The sequence below is a fragment of the Vibrio sp. SCSIO 43086 genome, assembly GCF_051132235.1.
Classification (GTDB): domain Bacteria; phylum Pseudomonadota; class Gammaproteobacteria; order Enterobacterales; family Vibrionaceae; genus Vibrio; species Vibrio diabolicus.
This window is the reverse complement of record NZ_CP072678.1, coordinates 529,910-546,678: the sequence shown is the minus strand read 5'-3', so window position 1 is coordinate 546,678 and position 16,769 is coordinate 529,910. Positions and strand designations below refer to the sequence as shown.

Genomic DNA, 16,769 nt, shown 5'->3' with positions numbered 1-16,769 from the left:
AACCAATAGTCACTATTGATTCAGCTGGCTAATTTCTTCCAGCACTTCTGGGTTAGCAATGGCACCAATATTTTTTACAGCTTGCCCGTTCACCAGTTGTTTCACGGCTAGTTCAACCAGTTTTCCTGATCGCGTTTTAGGAATACCACTGATAGCAAAAATTTGGCGTGGCACATGGCGTGGTGAACATTTTGATTTTAGTGTTTGGCGAATTGAATCGGTGAGTTGTTGGGTTAACTCGACCTCGTGAGCGAGTTTTACTAGTAACCAGATTTCTTCAGACTGCTGGTTTAACTTGCCGACGGCGATGGAGTCCTCGACCTCGGGTAACGCGTTCACTTGCTGATAGATCTCAGCGGTGCCGATTCGTACGCCGCCTGGATTCAATGTCGCATCGCTACGGCCATAAAAAATAAAGCCGCCATGTTCGGTTTGCATCACATCGTCGCCGTGGTGCCAGATATCAGTAAACTTGCTCCAATAAGCGTTGTGATAGCGTTCGCCGTTGTCGTGCCAAAACCCAATAGGGAAGTTAGGTAGTGAGTTATTGCAAGTCAGTTCGCCGCGTTGCTGTGTAATGGTTTTTCCCTCGTCGTCCAAAACACGCACGTCGATTCCCAGCCCTGCGCCTTGGCATTCACCTTTGTAAACTGGTGAGATAGGGTTTCCAAGTACAAAGCACCCGCAAATATCCGTGCCGCCAGCGATAGAAGCGAGATGCAAGTCCTGCTTGATGTGCTGATAGACATAATTAAATTGTTCTGGGTAAAGCACCGAACCAGTCGAACACAGGGTTGTGAGTGATTTCAGGTCATGTTCTGACTTGGGAGAGTAGCTCGCATGTTCCAGTGCTTCTAAGTATTTCGCTGACGTACCAAACAGTGACACGCTATGTTCTTCCGCTAATCGCCATAAGACGGAGTGATCAGGGTAAACCGGACTACCATCGTAAATCACTAAGGTAGCACCACTCGCAAGTGCTGAAACATGCCAGTTCCACATCATCCAGCCACATGTTGTGTAGTAGAAAACCTTGTCTTGTGGTTTGATATCGCAATGTAGTTGATGTTCTTTGAGGTGATTGAGCAAGGTACCGCCCACGGAATGGACAATACACTTAGGTTGACCTGTTGTACCAGAAGAATACAAAACGAATAACGGGTCATTAAACAGTGTTGGTTGATATTGAACTGGTTTTGGAGAAAAGTGGTGAGTAATATCAGACCAATACACAAAGTCAGAAGTGCTAGCATTCTTAGCATTTTGTAAATATTCGATTTGGCATACGCTAATAGTAGCGTCTTCGGAGGTACTGCTTAACTTACTACTAAGAGTGGTGTTTTTGTCCGTCATATCGAAAGCTTTGCCTCCGAACTGGTAGCCATCACAGCAAAAAAGAACTTTCGGTTTGACCTGACCAAAACGCTCTACGACGCTATCGATACCAAAATCAGGAGAGGTTGAAGTCCAAATGGCGCCAAGGCTGGTAGTAGCCAACATGGCTATAACGGTTTCTGGAAGGTAGGGCAAATAACCCGCAACGACATCGCCTTTGCCAACACCACAATTGAGTAGCCATTGCTGAACGACAGACACTCGTTCGAGCAACTGTGTACCAGTGAGCTGCTTGTGTTCACCGCTTTCATTAGTAAAAACGATAAACTCACGCTCAGGTGTTTGTTCGGCCTGAGAGAGGAGATTCTCTGCGTAGTTCAGCGTGGCGTCAGCAAACCATACGGTGTCCCTATTTACATGACTCTGAGTAGAATCTGTCTGTGTCCACTTGGGAGCACCAAGGCTTTTGACTTGCGAGCCAATATTTCCAATGACGTTACAGAAATGCCAGGTATGTCGCCAAAATTCGTCATTATGGTCAATGGACCACTGGTGTAAAGACGTGTAATTATTGATTGAGATATCTTCGGTTTGGTGCGCATTAACCGTCTCGATAAATCGTAGCAAGTTGCTATTGCTGATGCGCTCAGCAGATGGTGACCAAATAGGTGCAGAATTTTGCATAGGTCCCTCTAATTTCAATTCTTTTTGAATATGACCAAAACAAAATAAAGGGGCGAACATAGCAGTGTTCGCCCCTTATCTGATTGTTTAAAGTTGTTCGGCAAGCTGAGGTAGTACCTCAAATAAATCACCAACCAATCCATAGTCGGCAACTTCAAAGATAGGAGATTCTGGATCTTTGTTGATCGCGACAATCACCTTGGATTCCTTCATTCCTGCAAGGTGTTGGATGGCACCGGAGATCCCAACTGCAATATAAAGCTTAGGCGCAACGATTTTACCGGTTTGACCCACTTGTAAATCGTTGGCAACAAACCCAGCATCAACCGCCGCGCGAGAAGCGCCAATGGCGGCCCCCAGTTTATCGGCGACTTGTTCGATCAATGCGAAGTTCTCTTTGCTACCGACTCCGCGTCCACCTGACACAACCACCTCTGCCGCGCTTAATTCAGGACGCTCTGACACGGTTTTATCGACAGAAACCAATTCAACCATTGGAGCTGAGATGGTGACTTGCTGATGCTCAATGTCAGCTTGATTGTGACAAGTAACCGGCTCAAACGCAGACGCGCGCACTGTGACGACGCGAACCTTGTCGCTGGTGGTCACTTTGGCAAATGCATTCCCTGCGTAAATAGGACGAATAAAGGTGTTTTCATCGATAACTTGGACAATATCGGAGATTTGCCCAACGCCGAACTTCGCTGCAATTCGCGGTGCAAGATCTTTTCCTTTTGATGATGAGCTAGCCCAGATGGCGTCAAAACCTTCAGAAAAACCGACCACGATAGGTGCGATACTCTCGGCAAATTGATGCTTAAGTTGCTCATCATCGACACAAATTACGTTTGATATACCATCAACGCGACAAGCTTGCTGAGCGACTTCTTCACACTGGTGGCCTACTACGATCAAAACATTGTCTTGGCTGACTTGTTTTGCTGCATTAACCACTTTGAGTGTGTCCGCATGCAATTGGTTATTGTCATGCTCTGCTATGATTAAGTTCTTCATGAAATCACCTTCGCTTCGTTACGCAGCTTATCGAGAAGCTCTGAGACAGATTCAACCTTGATGCCACCTTTTCTTTGCGCTGGCGGTGTGACTTCTTGAATGGTTTGGCTAAATACCACTTCAACACCCAGACTGTCAGGTGTGATTGTATCTAACGGCTTGCGCTTAGCTTTCATGATATTAGGCAAAGAGGCAAAACGCGGTTCATTCAGGCGTAAGTCAGTACTGATCACCGCAGGTAAGTTCATCGCGACCGTCATCAAGCCGCCGTCCACTTCTCTCACGACCTGAACTTTTTGATCTTCTATCTTCACGTCTGAAGCGAAAGTTGCTTGAGGCCAGTCAAGTAGGGCTGCCAACATCTGAGCCACTTGGTTGTTGTCGGTATCAATCGACTGTTTACCCGTAATCACAAGCTGTGCTTGTTCTTGCTCGACCAGAGATTTGAGCAGCTTAGCGACGACTAATGGCTCTATTTTGTCTTCAGTATCGACATGAATAGCGCGATCGGCACCTAACGCAAGCGCAGTACGTAGTTGCTCCTGACATTGGCTACCGCCAGCACTGACAACGATGACTTCATCTGCAATACCTTGCTCTTTTAGTCGTACGGCTTCTTCAACGGCTATTTCGCAAAATGGATTAATCGTCATCTTGACGTTATTGGTTTCAACATCGCTATGGTCCGCTTTCACACGAACTTTAACGTAGGGATCAATGACCCTTTTGATTGGCACTAGTATTTTCACGTTAGATTCCTTTTTACAGTGAAGACTATGTGTTTACAGTGAAGACGATGTGATGACGTCTTTAAAATGATGTTAATTTACCTTTACGTTTGCGTCAACTTTAAATATATTGTTGCTTAACAAGTTGGCAACATGCAAAGAAAAAGGAATGCAATCATGGAAAGAGACTGCATGGAATTTGATGTTCTGATTGTAGGCGCTGGTCCCGCAGGTTTGTCTGCGGCATGCCGAATCAAACAGTTAGCCGCAGAGAAAGAACAAGACCTCTCTGTTTGCGTGGTAGAAAAAGGCTCTGAAGTTGGAGCGCATATTTTATCGGGTGCGGTGTTTGAAACGCGCAGTTTGGATGAACTGTTTCCAGATTGGCAGGAAAAAGGCGCACCGCTCAATACCAAAGTAAACCAAGATAAAACCTACTATCTAGGCAATGAAATCAATGGTCATGAACTGCCTTCTTGGGCAGTGCCTAATACGTTACATAACGACGGTAATTACATTATAAGTTTGGGCAGTCTATGCCGATGGATGGCGTTGCAGGCTGAGAACTTAGGGGTGGAGATCTACCCAGGTTTTACCGCCAGTCAAGCCATCATCGATGAAGACAACCGCGTTTGTGGCGTGATCACGGGCGATATGGGATTGGACAAAAATGGTGAACAAAAAGGAAATTTCGAACCTGGTATTGAACTGCGAGCGAAGTTTACTTTATTTGCTGAAGGCGCGCGGGGTCATATTGGTAAGCAGTTGATTAATCGATTTAATCTCGCTGAAGATAAAACGCCTCAACATTACGCTATCGGCTTTAAAGAGTTGTGGGAAATACCACCAGAGCAGCATCAACAAGGGTTAGTGGTTCACGGCTTAGGCTGGCCGTTAGCGAACGAAGCCACAGGTGGCAGCTACCTCTACCATTTAGAGGGAAACCAAGTTGCCGTCGGGTTGATTGTTGACTTGAACTATAAGAATCCGCACTTGAGTCCATTCGATGAATTTCAGCGTTTTAAACATCACCCGTTGATTGAGCAATACCTCAAAAATGGTAAACGCATTAGTTATGGCGCAAGAGCGATCACCAAGGGCGGTTTCCATTCGCTTCCCACGCAACAGTTTGCTGGTGGCTTGTTGATTGGCTGTGATGCAGGAACGCTTAACGGCGCTAAAATCAAAGGCACGCACACCGCAATGAAATCTGGCATGCTTGCCGCTGAAGCAGTATGTGAAGCCCTTGAGAGTCAGTCTGTTACTGTTGATTATCAAAAGCATTTCAAACAGTCTTGGCTGTATGAAGAGCTTTATCAAGCACGTAACTTCTCAAGTGGCATTCACCGCTTTGGATCGTGGCTGGGCGGTGGCTTAGCGCTGCTGGAACATAACGTGTTAAAAGGCAAAGCTAAGTGGCATATCCGTTGTGATAAGCCCGACCATCAGTCTCTGCTATTGGCGGAAAACAGCAATGAAATTGTCTATCCAAAGCCTGACGGTGTGTTAAGTTTCGATCGCCTTTCTTCTGTCTATCTATCCAATATCTTCCATGAAGAGGATCAGCCGTGCCACTTACGTTTGGCGAACCAGCGCATTCCCATCGAGCAGAATCTTGAGTTATATGCAGAGCCAGCACAGCGCTATTGCCCGGCTGGCGTTTATGAAATCGTACAGGGGGATCAGCAGCCAGAGCTGCAAATAAATGCGGCGAACTGTATCCACTGTAAGACCTGCGACATCAAAGATCCAAGTCAAAATATTACTTGGACACCGCCGGAAGGTGGTGGTGGCCCTAACTATCCGAATATGTAGTCGTCTGAGAATAATTTTTATTAACAATTTATTTACTTAAAGTTTGCGTTAGTTCAAATCTTTCTCGATGAACTCGATTGCAACTTAATCTTTCAAGCACTATTCTGATTTTAAATTGACGTTTACGTAAACTGAACGCAAAGTTGATGCATAGGTGTAAAAGCGGTTACCAGTATCAAAGTTAGGTTTGATCAAATAGTGCTCAATGGAACGCACTTAAATAACGAAAGGGAGATCAACTATGGTATCGGAATCGCCTCTGTTGCAGGTAAACGATATTTCATTGGCTTTTGGTGGGGTGAAAGCTCTAACTGACGTGAGCTTCCATGTGAATGAAAAAGAAATCTTTTCAATCATTGGTCCAAACGGTGCAGGTAAAACCTCAATGCTCAATTGCATCTCTGGTCGATACACACCAAACAAAGGCTCTGTAATCTTCGCTGGAGATGATGTAACCAAACGAACACCTAGCCAACGAGCTGAGTTAGGGTTGGGAAGAACCTTCCAAAACTTAGCGCTCTTTTCTCATATGTCAGTACTGGACAACATTATGGTTGGCCGACATCACCTACTAAAAAACAACTTCGTCACGGGGCCACTGTATTGGTTCTCTAACGCACAGAAAGAAGAGATGGCGCACCGCAAGTACGTGGAAGACGTGATCGATTTTCTAGAAATCCAGCACATTCGCAAAGCCACCGCTGGCACACTTTCTTACGGTTTACGTAAACGTGTAGAACTTGCTCGTGCCATTGCCTTAAAACCTAAGTTGTTGCTGCTTGATGAACCGATGGCAGGCATGAACTTGGAAGAAAAGGAAGACATGGCGCGTTACATCATGGATCTGAATGAAGAGTTAGACATCACCATCATCATGATCGAGCACGATATGGGCGTGGTGATGGATATCTCTAACCGCGTATTGGTGTTGGATTTTGGTAAACACATTGCTATGGGCGAGCCAGAAGAAGTGATGGCCAACCCGCATGTGAAACAAGCGTACTTAGGCGAAGAGCTACCGACATTAGAGGAGAGTGCATAATGGCACAGCAACATAATGATTGGGCAGATATAACCCGCTTAGATACCTTTCCAAAAGTATTGCAGCACAACGCCAAGCACTGGCCCGAGCAAGTCGCAATGCGTGAAAAGGAGTTTGGTATTTGGCGAGAGTTCACTTGGCAAGATTATGAAAACCGAGTGAAGTGGATGGCGCTCGCACTCAAAGACTTAGGTGTTGGTGAGCAAGACGTCGTTGGTTTGCTGGGTGATAACCGCCCGGAATGGGTATGGGGCGAGTTGGCTGCCCATGCGATTAAAGGCTTCTCGCTGGGCATCTATCAAGACTCCATGCACGAAGAAGTGGCGTACCTCATCAATTATGCCAAAGCAAAAGTCGTGGTTGCGGAAGATGAGGAGCAATGCGATAAGCTACTTGAACTCGGTGATGAGATCCCAAGCGTAGAATTCATTATCTATTGTGACCCGCGTGGAATGCGCAAGTACGACGACCCACGACTGATTGATGTTGAGCAGGTCTATAAAAAAGGTCAACTGATCGACAAAGCGGATCCCGATAAATATCTCAATATGGTTGCGGCAACCAAAGGCAGCGATCTTTCGATTCTTTGTACCACGTCGGGTACGACTTCCAAACCAAAATTAGCTCAGCTACACAGCGGCACGTTCTTGGATCACTGTGCGGCTTATCTGCGTGCAGACCCGCGCTCCCCAGGCGACAACTACGTTTCTGTTCTGCCTTTGCCTTGGATTATGGAGCAGGTGTATGTGGTTGGTCAGGCGTTGATTTCTCGTCAAATCGTTAACTTCGTGGAAGAACAAGAAACCATGATGTCTGACTTGCGCGAAATTGGCCCGAACTTCGTCCTACTTGCACCGCGTGTATGGGAAAACATTGTGGCAGACGTGTCTGCACGAATGATGGATTCTACACCGTTTAAACAGAAGATGTACAAACTGGGCATGAGCTTAGCCAACAAAGCACTGGAGCAGGGCAAACGTTCAAAACTCGCTGAATGGATTTTGCTACGTGCTTTGCGTGACCGCTTAGGTTTCTCGAATCTAGCATCTGCTGCGACGGGTGGTGCGGCGATGGGACCGGATACTTTCCGCTATCTGCAAGCGATCGGTGTACCACTCAAGCAGCTTTACGGTCAAACCGAAATGTGTGGTGCGTACACCGTCCACCAAGCCGATGACGTGGATTACGATTCGGTCGGTGTCGCGTTTGACAATGCAGAAGTGAAAGTCATCAACCCAGACAGCAATGGCGTGGGTGAGATCATCGCGAAAAGTACCGGCATGTTTACTGGCTACCTGAACAACCAGGAAGCGTATGACGAAGACGTACAAGACGGATGGATGCATACGGGTGATGCGGGTTACTTTAAAGATTCTGGTCACTTGGTGGTGATTGATCGTCTGAAAGATATGTCGGAAACCAGCCATGGCGACCGCTACTCTCCGCAGTTCATTGAAAACAAACTCAAGTTCTCGCCGTTTATTGCAGAAGCCGTAGTGGTGGGCAAAGGTCGACCTTGGCTATCCGCCATCATCTGTATTCGCTACGCGATTGTTGCGAAGTGGGCAGAGCAGCGCGGTTTGGCATTTACTAACTACACCAACTTATCTGCTCAACCAGAAGTGTATCAAGCGATTCGTGAAGAAGTGCTGAAAGTGAACGAATCCCTACCGGATGCACAGAAGATCAGCAAATTCATTCTACTTTACAAAGAGCTGGATGCCGACGATGGCGAGCTAACTCGCACACGTAAAGTACGCCGTGGTGTGGTTGCAGAGAAATACGGAGACATCATCGAAACCATCTACAGCGACGATCCAAAAGTCGATGTCGATACAGTGATCACTTATCAGGATGGCACCAAAACACGCATTCAAACGTCGCTAGTGATTGAAACGCTTATTGAACATGAGCCAACACTGGTGGATAGCGAACAACGGAGGATCGCATAGTGAATACGGATTTATTACTGCAACTCGTCATTAATGGCGTGATCGTTGGCATGTTGTATGGCGTGGTCGCCATGTGCTTTGTACTGATATACAAATCGACCCAGGTGGTCAACTTCGCTCAGGGTGAGTTCTTGCTGATTGGCGCGTGGGTATGTTGGGCGGCGCTTGTTCATCTGCAACTGCCATTTTTTATCGGCTTTTTACTCACGCTCGCGTTCATGATGGTGTTCGGTATCGCCGTGCAAACCATTGTGCTCAGACCGTTGATTGGTGAACCGATTATCTCTGTGATCATGGTGACCATCGGTCTGTCTATGTTCTTCCAAGCATTGATGAAATGGATATTTGGTGTCTCAGCTGTGTCGTATCCGCAAGTGTTCGAAACAAATGTGGTGAATATCGGTGGTTTGAACGTTGAGTTCGCTTACATTCTGAGTTTGATCTTCTCGATGCTCATCATGGGCGCGTTCTACTGGTTCTTCAAATTCAGCAAAATGGGTCTGGCAATGCGCGCAACGGCATTTAACCAGCAAGTAGCCCAGAGTCTTGGCATTTCCATCAAGAAAGTGTTCGCCATTAGTTGGGCTATTTCGGCAATGGTATCTGCAACAGCAGGGATTGTTATCGGGATCGTTAACGGCGTATCTGACGCGCTATCCATTATTGGTATCAAAGTTTTCCCAGCCGTTATTTTAGGTGGCTTAGATTCTGTAGTCGGCGCAATTGTCGGTGGCATCACCATCGGAGTGCTAGAGAACTTAGCTGAGTTCTTTGATAGTCAATACCTGCAAGTGGGTAACCTTTATAACATCGCACCGTTCTATGTGCTGTTAATCATTCTTGCCTTCAAGCCATATGGCCTGTTTGGTACCAAAGATATCGAGCGTATTTAAGGAGAAATAACATGGCTCAACTTAGCATGCGCCCATGTGGGGATTTTCGAACCACATACAAAAGTGATACGCCAATTTTTGAAACCAAAACCATTAGAAGCCTAGCGATTGCGGGTGTGATCGCCATGTTGGCTGCGCCTTTGGTATTGGATATCTATTTTCTTAACCTGTTTATTCAGATTGCGTATCTCGGTATCGCGGCGCTGGGTTTAAACATCCTAGTTGGCTTTACCGGACAAATTTCCCTAGGTCATGGTGCGTTCTTTGGCTTTGGTGCATTTGCATCGGCTTGGCTGAATAACCAGTACAACATTCCAGTCGTGTTCGCGATTCCGCTTGCGGGTTACTTAACCATGATTGTCGGGATGCTGTTTGGTCTGCCAGCTGCGCGAATTAAAGGTTTATACCTCGCGATCGCGACTTTGGCTGCGCAGTTTATTTTGGAAGATTTCTTTGCTCGCGCAGAGTGGTTCAGTGGCGGTTCATACGGTGCAAGCGCAAACCCAATTAACTTGTTTGGCTTTGAGTTTACGACCGATGAAAGCTTCTTCTACGTTGCTCTGTTTGCGTTGATCTTTATGTACATGTGGGCATCGAACTTGATCCGTTCTCGTGATGGTCGCGCGTTTGTCTCGGTACGAGATCACTATCTGTCGGCAGAAATCATGGGTATCAACCTCACTAAGTATCGTCTGCTCTCATTTGGTGTGTGTGCGTTTTATGCAGGCATCGGGGGCGCACTGTACGGGCATTACTTAGGGTTTGTATCAGCAGAAGGCTTCACCATCATGATGTCTATCCAGTTCCTGGCAATGATCATCATTGGCGGTTTGGGCTCAGTCAAAGGTACGCTGATGGGCACGATATTTATCGTATTGCTGCCTGAAGTTTTGGAGTTTGGCGTGACGGGGTTGGCTGAGTTTAGCAATAACACTTCGTTCATTGATGGCCTGGCTTACTTCAAAGAAATGGCGATTGGTTTAGTCATCATGCTGTTTCTCATTTTCGAACCTCAAGGGTTATCGCATCGCTGGCAACAGATTCGAGCATATTGGAAACACTATCCGTTTTCTTACTAGGGTCTGTTGACCTTTCGAGCTGATTTTTGCAGCAGTTTGTGGGTTCGTTATACAAGGCAGAGGCTTTGAAATGTAGTGCACTACCTGATAAGTCGATAACGCAGTAGAAGGGACCCACAAACGCTGCCCAAAGGGTTCGGCTAAAAGCGTTCTACTCTTTGTTGAGAGGTATTTTGCTTAGAATGACTAGGCTACAAACCTCTCGCCGCGATTATAACGCTTTTATCTCGAACAAAAATTAATCACGAAAGATAAACAGACCCTCCGGGTACTTAAGTGGAATATACCTCAATAACAAGGACAACGAGTTATGAACAAAGGACATTTAGCGACAACGTTGGTGCTATCTTCGGCACTGTTTACTACCGCAACTTGGGCAAAAGACTCTGTATTTGTCGGGCAATTAGTCGACTTTTCTGGACCAACAGCCTATGTGAGCAAGCCCTATGGTTCTGGCGTACGAGACGCATTGCGTTGGATTAACCAAAACGGTGGCATTAACGGTACCGAGCTCGAATTTGAAACGGTAGACATGGCGTATAAAGTGCCAGTAGCCATTTCCAACTACAAACGTTGGGTAGCGCGCAAAAACATGGTTGCGCTGCAAGGCTGGGGGACAGCAGATACGGAAGCACTGATCTCGTTTGTGACCAAAGACAAAGTGCCGGTGTTCTCTGCTTCTTACTCTGGTCACTTAACGGACCCAACCGGCAAAAACCCAAAAACCGCGAAACCAGCGCCTTATAACTTCTTTTATGGTGCGTCGTACTCAGATGCGTGTCGTGCACTGGTGAAGTGGGCGAAAGAAGATTGGGAATCAAAGGGCAACCAAGGTGCGCCGAAATTTACCCATATTGGCGATAACCACCCATTCCCGAATGCGCCAAAAGAAGCGTGTGCAGAATATGCTGAAGAGCTTGGTTTTGAGGTGCAAAACCCAGTCGTTGTGTCACTCAAACCAGGGGACTTCAAAGCACAATGTCTGTCACTCAAAGAGTCTGGCACCAACTACGGTTACATTGCCAATATCGGTAGCTCGGTTATCTCACTCGTGAAGTCTTGCAACACGGTTGGCACAGAGTTCCAGTACATGGCGAACATTTGGGGCGGTGACAAACCAGTACTCGAAGCAGCGGGTGACGGCCTTAAAGATTACGTTTTCCCTGGCATGACGGCGTTTTGGGGAGATGATAACGAAGGCATGAAACTGGTCCGTGAGATTTCTAAGCAGTCTGAATCAGAGCCGGGCGAGTTTAGAACTCACCACTACATTCGCGGCATTTGTTCTGCGTTCTACATGAAAGAAGCGATGGAATGGGCGAAAGACAATGGTGGTATCACGGGTGACAACATCAAGAAAGGCATGTATGTCCATGATAACTGGGTACCAAAAGGTTTAGAGGGCGTGTGTGTTCCTGCTAACTGGCAACCAGAAGATCACCGTGGCACAACAACTGTAAACGTGTTTATGGGTAACAACAACGGCGGCGCAGTCGACATTAAGAAAGTGTCTCAAGTGACATTGTCACGTCGTGATGATTGGCTAGGTTACTAATCTACGACTTATCAATAACAAAGCTGACTAAAAATAAGGATGGGTGAGAGGAAACTCTCACCCTAGCAAGGAGTGGCTTGATGACTGAATTAGCAACGAATATCGAACCGGAAGAAATATTGCTCTCGGTGAACAATATTGAAGTGGTTTACGACGAAGTAATCTTGGTATTGCGCGGCGTGAGTTTAGAGGTACCAAAAGGGCAGATCGTAACCTTACTTGGTGCCAACGGTGCGGGTAAATCAACAACGTTGAAGGCGATTTCTGGCCTACTGAAAACCGAAGATGGCGAAGTCACCCGTGGCGAAATCAACTTCATGGGCGAGCGTATTGATAACAAAAGCCCGGAAGAGATCGTCCGTTCGGGCATCTTCCAAGTGATGGAAGGGCGCCGAATTGTTGAAGATATGACGGTAATAGAAAACCTGCGCTTGGGGGCTTATACGCGCACAGACAACGAAGTCGAGCAAGACATCGAAATGGTGTTTGACTATTTCCCTCGCCTTAAAGAGCGCACTGGTCTAGCGGGTTATTTATCAGGCGGTGAGCAGCAAATGCTGGCGATTGGTCGTGCACTGATGGCTCGTCCAAAAATGATCTTGTTGGATGAGCCGTCGATGGGGCTTTCACCACTGCTGGTGAAAGAGGTGTTCAGCATTATTAACAAGATCAATAAAGATCAAGGCATTACCATGTTGCTGGTGGAACAGAATGCCAACTTTGCCCTTCAAGCGGCCGATTACGGTTACATCATGGAATCAGGCAAAATCGTTCTGGATGGCAGCAAGCACGAACTGCTTAACAATGAAGATGTGAAAGAGTTCTACCTTGGCGGCGGCGATGAAGATCGCAAGAGCTTTAAGAACCTGAAATCTTACAAACGTCGTAAGCGTTGGTTGTAAGGAGCGATGATGAAAGAACTATTTGATGCGAAAGAGTCTTTGTCTCCGCAGGCGCGAGAAGAGTCGCTGTTTCAACGTCTGCCAACGTTGATTGAAAATGCAAAAGCCAACAGCGAACATTATGCGGCGCATTTTTCTGAGTTAGATCCTACATTGGCGAATAATCGTGAAGGGCTTACCCAGTTTCCAATTACGCGCAAATTCAATATGCCAAACCAGCAGCAACTTAAACCGCCGTTTGGTGGTTTAAATAGTGTTGCGATTGGTCAGATGGCGCGTGTTTTTCAGTCTCCGGGGCCGTTGTATGAGGCACAAACGGATGAGGTGGATTTCTGGCGTATGGGGCGCGCGTTCCACGCAGCCGGGTTTTGTGCGGGCGATTTAGTGCATAACACGCTCTCTTACCATTTCTCGCCTGGCGGATTTATTATGGACGGTGGCGCAAGGGCTTGTGGCTGCGCGGTATTTCCGGCGGGTGTCGGGAATACCGAAGCACAAATTGGAGCGATTAAACAGCTGCAGCCAACGGGTTATACGGGCACGCCTTCTTACTTGCTGACGTTGCTACAAAAGTACCAAGAACAATACGATGAGTCGCCGAGTTTTACCAAAGCGCTGGTCTCTGGTGAAGCGGTCACCGCAGACATGCAACAGGCGTTTGCGGACAAAGGCATTGCAGTCTCTCAAGCCTACGCAAGTGCTGAGCTTGGTTTGATTGCTTATCAAGTCACAGGCGAGCAAGGCTTGGTGATTGCCGAAGATATTATCGTTGAAATCGTTAATCCTGATGGCATTCCTGTACAACCGGGAGAAGTCGGCGAAGTGGTCGTGACATCGCTCGATGAGAAGTTTCCGCTGATTCGCTACGCAACGGGAGATTTATCGGCATACCTAGAAACGGGCTCGGGTTCGCCACGCACGAATGCGCGAATTAAAGGCTGGATGGGGCGTGCGGACTCAGCGGTGAAAGTGAAAGGCCTGTTTGTTTATCCGCATCAGATCCAAGAAGTCTGTCGTCGCCACGATATTAAAGGCTCCTTGAAAATTGAGCGTGATGGCTTCAACGATACCATTACTTTCTGCTGCAATGATGTCCATGTCTCGGCAGAGGACATTCAAGCGACACTCCAGTCTGTTACCAAACTGAAAGGCAATATCCAGTTCGTGTCCAATCAGACCGAACAGCCGTTAATCAATGACTTGCGCAGTTAATCCGTCATTGTAAACCGCAGTTATAAAAAGCTAACAACGTAAAAATCAAAGGCTAGGAGAGGGGATACCACATTGTGCTGCGTATCCCTTTCTTTTTGTGCCAGTACAATTAGGAGGGCGATAAATGAAGCAGGCACCGACCATCAATCAACAGTTTTGGGATAATTTGTTTACCCAAGGCACTATGCCATGGGATGCCAAAACCACACCTCAAGAGCTAAAAGCTTACCTAGAAAAAGCGCTTAATAGCGGTCAGTCTGTATTTATCCCTGGCTGCGGCGCTGCTTATGAACTCAGCTCTTTTATTCAATATGGGCATGATGTGATCGCGATGGATTACAGCCAACAAGCAGTAAAAATGGCGCAATCGACGTTAGGCAAGCACAAAGGTAAAGTCGTGCTAGGGGATGTATTTAACACTGACTCTACGCACTCATTTGATGTGATTTACGAGCGTGCCTTTCTTGCTGCACTACCGAGAGACCAGTGGCCAGATTACTTTGCTATGGTGGATAAATTGCTGCCAAGAGACGGTTTGTTAATTGGTTATTTCGTTATAGATGATGACTACTGTTCTCGTTTCCCACCATTTTGTTTGCGAAGTGGGGAGTTGGCGCAATATTTTGAACCAACGTTTACACTTATTGAATCTTCACCCGTTACAAATAGTGTGGATGTATTTAAAGGTAAGGAGTATTGGATGGTGTGGCAGAAGTGTTAGTCGCTTTTAATCTTTTTGAAGAAGTATTCACGGAAACTTTCTGGCTCTTTTTTAATCGCTGAAAAGTAAGTCACAAATGTATGATATTTGGTCGATGCCATGAGCCAGAGAGCGATAATAGGAAAAAGTACAAAACTAACAAAAAAAAGTTTGTGTTCATCTTCAAGAAGGAATAGGCCAAGAGCGTAAACAAGGAACTGAAAGTAAATATTGATTAAGTTGATTTCTGCCGCTTTAGGTTTGCCTCTAACAATCATCATGTTTGGGATAACAAGCAGTAGAGTCATGATCCCAGCAAAAGAAAAGTTTAGAGCCAAGAAAGCATCAGTTGTTAAGTGCTCAGACGACTGGTCAATCAATATTGCCAGCAACGTTACTGCCATGCCGCCTCCCATCATAATCAAGGTAATGACTGCCACGCCAACAAGAAAAACCCAAATAGAAAGGTAATGGTTGTCAAAAAACTCTTCTGCCTTCAATCTCTTAAACCTCATCGATACATACTGTGAAATAACAGAGGTTACTTCACTCTATTCCTGTTGAGGGGATACTCACATAGAAAGAATACGTATGTAAAATATCAATAAGCGTTAGTTTTAAAGGCGGGAGTTACCCCCATAATAGGTCGAAAGGTATTTCAGAATGGCTTCGCGATCATCACCCGGCAGTTCATCCATCCCTTGCTCTTCAATCATCCAGTCTAAGGTTTCATCCCATCTTTGTCGGCTTAATCCTTGCTGCGTGACCATGTGTAAAGAGTGACTGGCCGACATACTGCTGCGACGATTTCCATATTCTCTCCTGGCGCTAATATCCCATCACCAGCTGATTTGACCTCCATTTCAGATGAAGCAGTATTCCAATCTGGTGGCGTAGGGTTTTGGGTTGCTAGCCATGCAATGATTGCGGCTCGCGCACCCAGGTCTTTTACGCCGGGAAAGACCATGTTTGTGCCCGGAGCAAACTCCGATGGTGACGCCAAAAAAGCGTCTAGTTTTTCTGCGTCCCATTGACCTTGATGCTGTTTGATGGCTTCGCTTTAATTGAAGCCTGCAAAGCCGGCAATATCACGCTCTGCTAAGTCCCAAAGAGGCGGCCCAACACTTACTCCATTGGATTCAAACTGGTGACAAGCTTTACACACCATCGCTTGCCGTTCACCTGCGGCTATCAACTCGTCACTGTTTGCTAAGGCTGAGTAACTTAACAGCGCGAGAAAAGTAAACGAGAGCGGGAAAACCCGCTTATTTAAGAATGTTGCTTTCACTGTTATTCCCCCTTCATGTTTAACCCTTAACAATCAGCGCGATGCGGTGGAAGGTGTTGTTGAGGTAACCTTTCGGGTTCCATGCGATAGCAAAAGGTTGGCCCACCTTTTGGTCATCAGTCGCTTTTGCCCCAACTTCGTAGTAGCCCGCTTGGGGGAATGTCTCTTTGGCGTTGAACGTCTGCCAAGCGCCGTCATTGGCTGGGGCTGCGAGTTCGGCATCCATCCATGTTGCGCCAAAATCAATCCTTTCTCGCTGCACTACCGAGAGACCAGTGGCCAGATTACTTTGCTATGGTGGATAAATTGCTGCCAAGAGACGGTTTGTTAATTGGTTATTTCGTTATAGATGATGATTACCACTCTCGCTTCCCTCCATTTTGTTTGCGAAGTGGGGAGTTGGAGGGTTATCTAGAACCGGCGTTTAAGCTTGTGGAATCCTCAGTGGTGGCAAACAGTGTTGAGGTTTTTAAAGGTAGAGAGCGCTGGATGGTGTGGCAGAAAAGCTGCCGTATTTAAACGCTATGGCATCAAATAATGAATACCAAATCAGCGTCACATAATGCATAT

14 protein-coding genes and 2 pseudogenes are annotated in these 16,769 nt (G+C 46.5%); 10 read left to right on the top strand and 6 right to left on the bottom strand.

The window, feature by feature from the left end; genetic code table 11:
- Positions 1–12: 12 nt before the first annotated feature.
- From J8Z23_RS18630 to J8Z23_RS18620, 3 genes are all read right to left on the bottom strand, one after another.
- Positions 13–2,019 (bottom strand): acetoacetate--CoA ligase, encoded by a 2,007-nt coding sequence (locus J8Z23_RS18630; protein ID WP_434635730.1) that lies wholly within the window; start codon positions 2,017–2,019, stop codon positions 13–15.
- 87 nt (positions 2,020–2,106) lie between these two features.
- Complete coding sequence (locus tag J8Z23_RS18625; RefSeq protein WP_237309485.1) at positions 2,107–3,033, bottom strand: electron transfer flavoprotein subunit alpha/FixB family protein; 927 nt, start codon at positions 3,031–3,033, stop codon at positions 2,107–2,109.
- The gene (locus J8Z23_RS18620; RefSeq protein ID WP_434635729.1) at positions 3,030–3,782 is read right to left on the bottom strand and encodes an electron transfer flavoprotein subunit beta/FixA family protein; all 753 of its coding nucleotides are present in this window, start codon (positions 3,780–3,782) and stop codon (positions 3,030–3,032) included. The genes J8Z23_RS18625 and J8Z23_RS18620 overlap by 4 nt, the downstream gene beginning before the upstream one ends.
- Positions 3,783–3,938: 156 nt before the next feature.
- Between J8Z23_RS18620 and J8Z23_RS18615 the strand changes: the two genes are divergently transcribed.
- From J8Z23_RS18615 to J8Z23_RS18575, 9 genes are all read left to right on the top strand, one after another.
- The gene (locus J8Z23_RS18615; protein WP_243327949.1) at positions 3,939–5,576 is read left to right on the top strand and encodes an electron transfer flavoprotein-ubiquinone oxidoreductase; all 1,638 of its coding nucleotides are present in this window, start codon (positions 3,939–3,941) and stop codon (positions 5,574–5,576) included.
- Positions 5,577–5,817: 241 nt separating this feature from the next.
- Positions 5,818–6,618 (top strand): ABC transporter ATP-binding protein, encoded by an 801-nt coding sequence (locus J8Z23_RS18610; protein WP_005392600.1) that lies wholly within the window; start codon positions 5,818–5,820, stop codon positions 6,616–6,618.
- Complete coding sequence (locus J8Z23_RS18605; RefSeq protein WP_193447194.1) at positions 6,618–8,570, top strand: long-chain fatty acid--CoA ligase; 1,953 nt, start codon at positions 6,618–6,620, stop codon at positions 8,568–8,570. The genes J8Z23_RS18610 and J8Z23_RS18605 overlap by 1 nt, the downstream gene beginning before the upstream one ends.
- Positions 8,570–9,463, top strand: coding sequence for a branched-chain amino acid ABC transporter permease (locus J8Z23_RS18600; RefSeq protein WP_005392598.1), 894 nt, complete (start codon positions 8,570–8,572; stop codon positions 9,461–9,463). The genes J8Z23_RS18605 and J8Z23_RS18600 overlap by 1 nt, the downstream gene beginning before the upstream one ends.
- An 11-nt stretch (positions 9,464–9,474) precedes the next feature.
- Positions 9,475–10,542, top strand: coding sequence for a branched-chain amino acid ABC transporter permease (locus tag J8Z23_RS18595; RefSeq protein WP_434635726.1), 1,068 nt, complete (start codon positions 9,475–9,477; stop codon positions 10,540–10,542).
- Positions 10,543–10,852: 310 nt separating this feature from the next.
- Positions 10,853–12,097, top strand: a complete 1,245-nt coding sequence (locus tag J8Z23_RS18590) for an ABC transporter substrate-binding protein (protein ID WP_256898753.1) — start codon at positions 10,853–10,855, stop codon at positions 12,095–12,097.
- A gap of 80 nt (positions 12,098–12,177) precedes the next feature.
- Positions 12,178–12,999: an ABC transporter ATP-binding protein gene (locus J8Z23_RS18585; protein WP_053394530.1), complete on the top strand. Its 822-nt coding sequence runs from the start codon at positions 12,178–12,180 to the stop codon at positions 12,997–12,999.
- Between the two features lie 9 nt (positions 13,000–13,008).
- Positions 13,009–14,211, top strand: coding sequence for a phenylacetate--CoA ligase family protein (locus J8Z23_RS18580; protein ID WP_434635854.1), 1,203 nt, complete (start codon positions 13,009–13,011; stop codon positions 14,209–14,211).
- A gap of 124 nt (positions 14,212–14,335) precedes the next feature.
- Positions 14,336–14,932 carry a TPMT family class I SAM-dependent methyltransferase gene (locus tag J8Z23_RS18575; protein ID WP_301659582.1) on the top strand — a complete coding sequence of 199 codons (597 nt, stop codon included), beginning with the start codon at positions 14,336–14,338 and terminating at the stop codon, positions 14,930–14,932.
- On the opposite strand, the gene J8Z23_RS18570 is transcribed toward J8Z23_RS18575, so the two are convergent.
- The 3 genes and pseudogenes from J8Z23_RS18570 to J8Z23_RS18560 form a co-directional block, all read right to left on the bottom strand.
- A complete protein-coding gene (locus J8Z23_RS18570; protein WP_104970585.1) occupies positions 14,929–15,411 on the bottom strand; it encodes a hypothetical protein in 483 nt (160 codons plus the stop codon). The genes J8Z23_RS18575 and J8Z23_RS18570 overlap by 4 nt on opposite strands.
- Before the next feature lie 117 nt (positions 15,412–15,528).
- Positions 15,529–16,142 (bottom strand): annotated as a pseudogene (locus J8Z23_RS18565) (c-type cytochrome).
- Between the two features lie 76 nt (positions 16,143–16,218).
- Positions 16,219–16,443, bottom strand: a pseudogene (locus tag J8Z23_RS18560) (molybdopterin containing oxidoreductase); the annotation flags it as partial.
- Between J8Z23_RS18560 and J8Z23_RS18555 the strand changes: the two are divergent.
- Complete coding sequence (locus J8Z23_RS18555; protein ID WP_074190709.1) at positions 16,428–16,718, top strand: hypothetical protein; 291 nt, start codon at positions 16,428–16,430, stop codon at positions 16,716–16,718. The pseudogene J8Z23_RS18560 and the gene J8Z23_RS18555 overlap by 16 nt on opposite strands.
- Positions 16,719–16,769 lie beyond the last annotated feature (51 nt).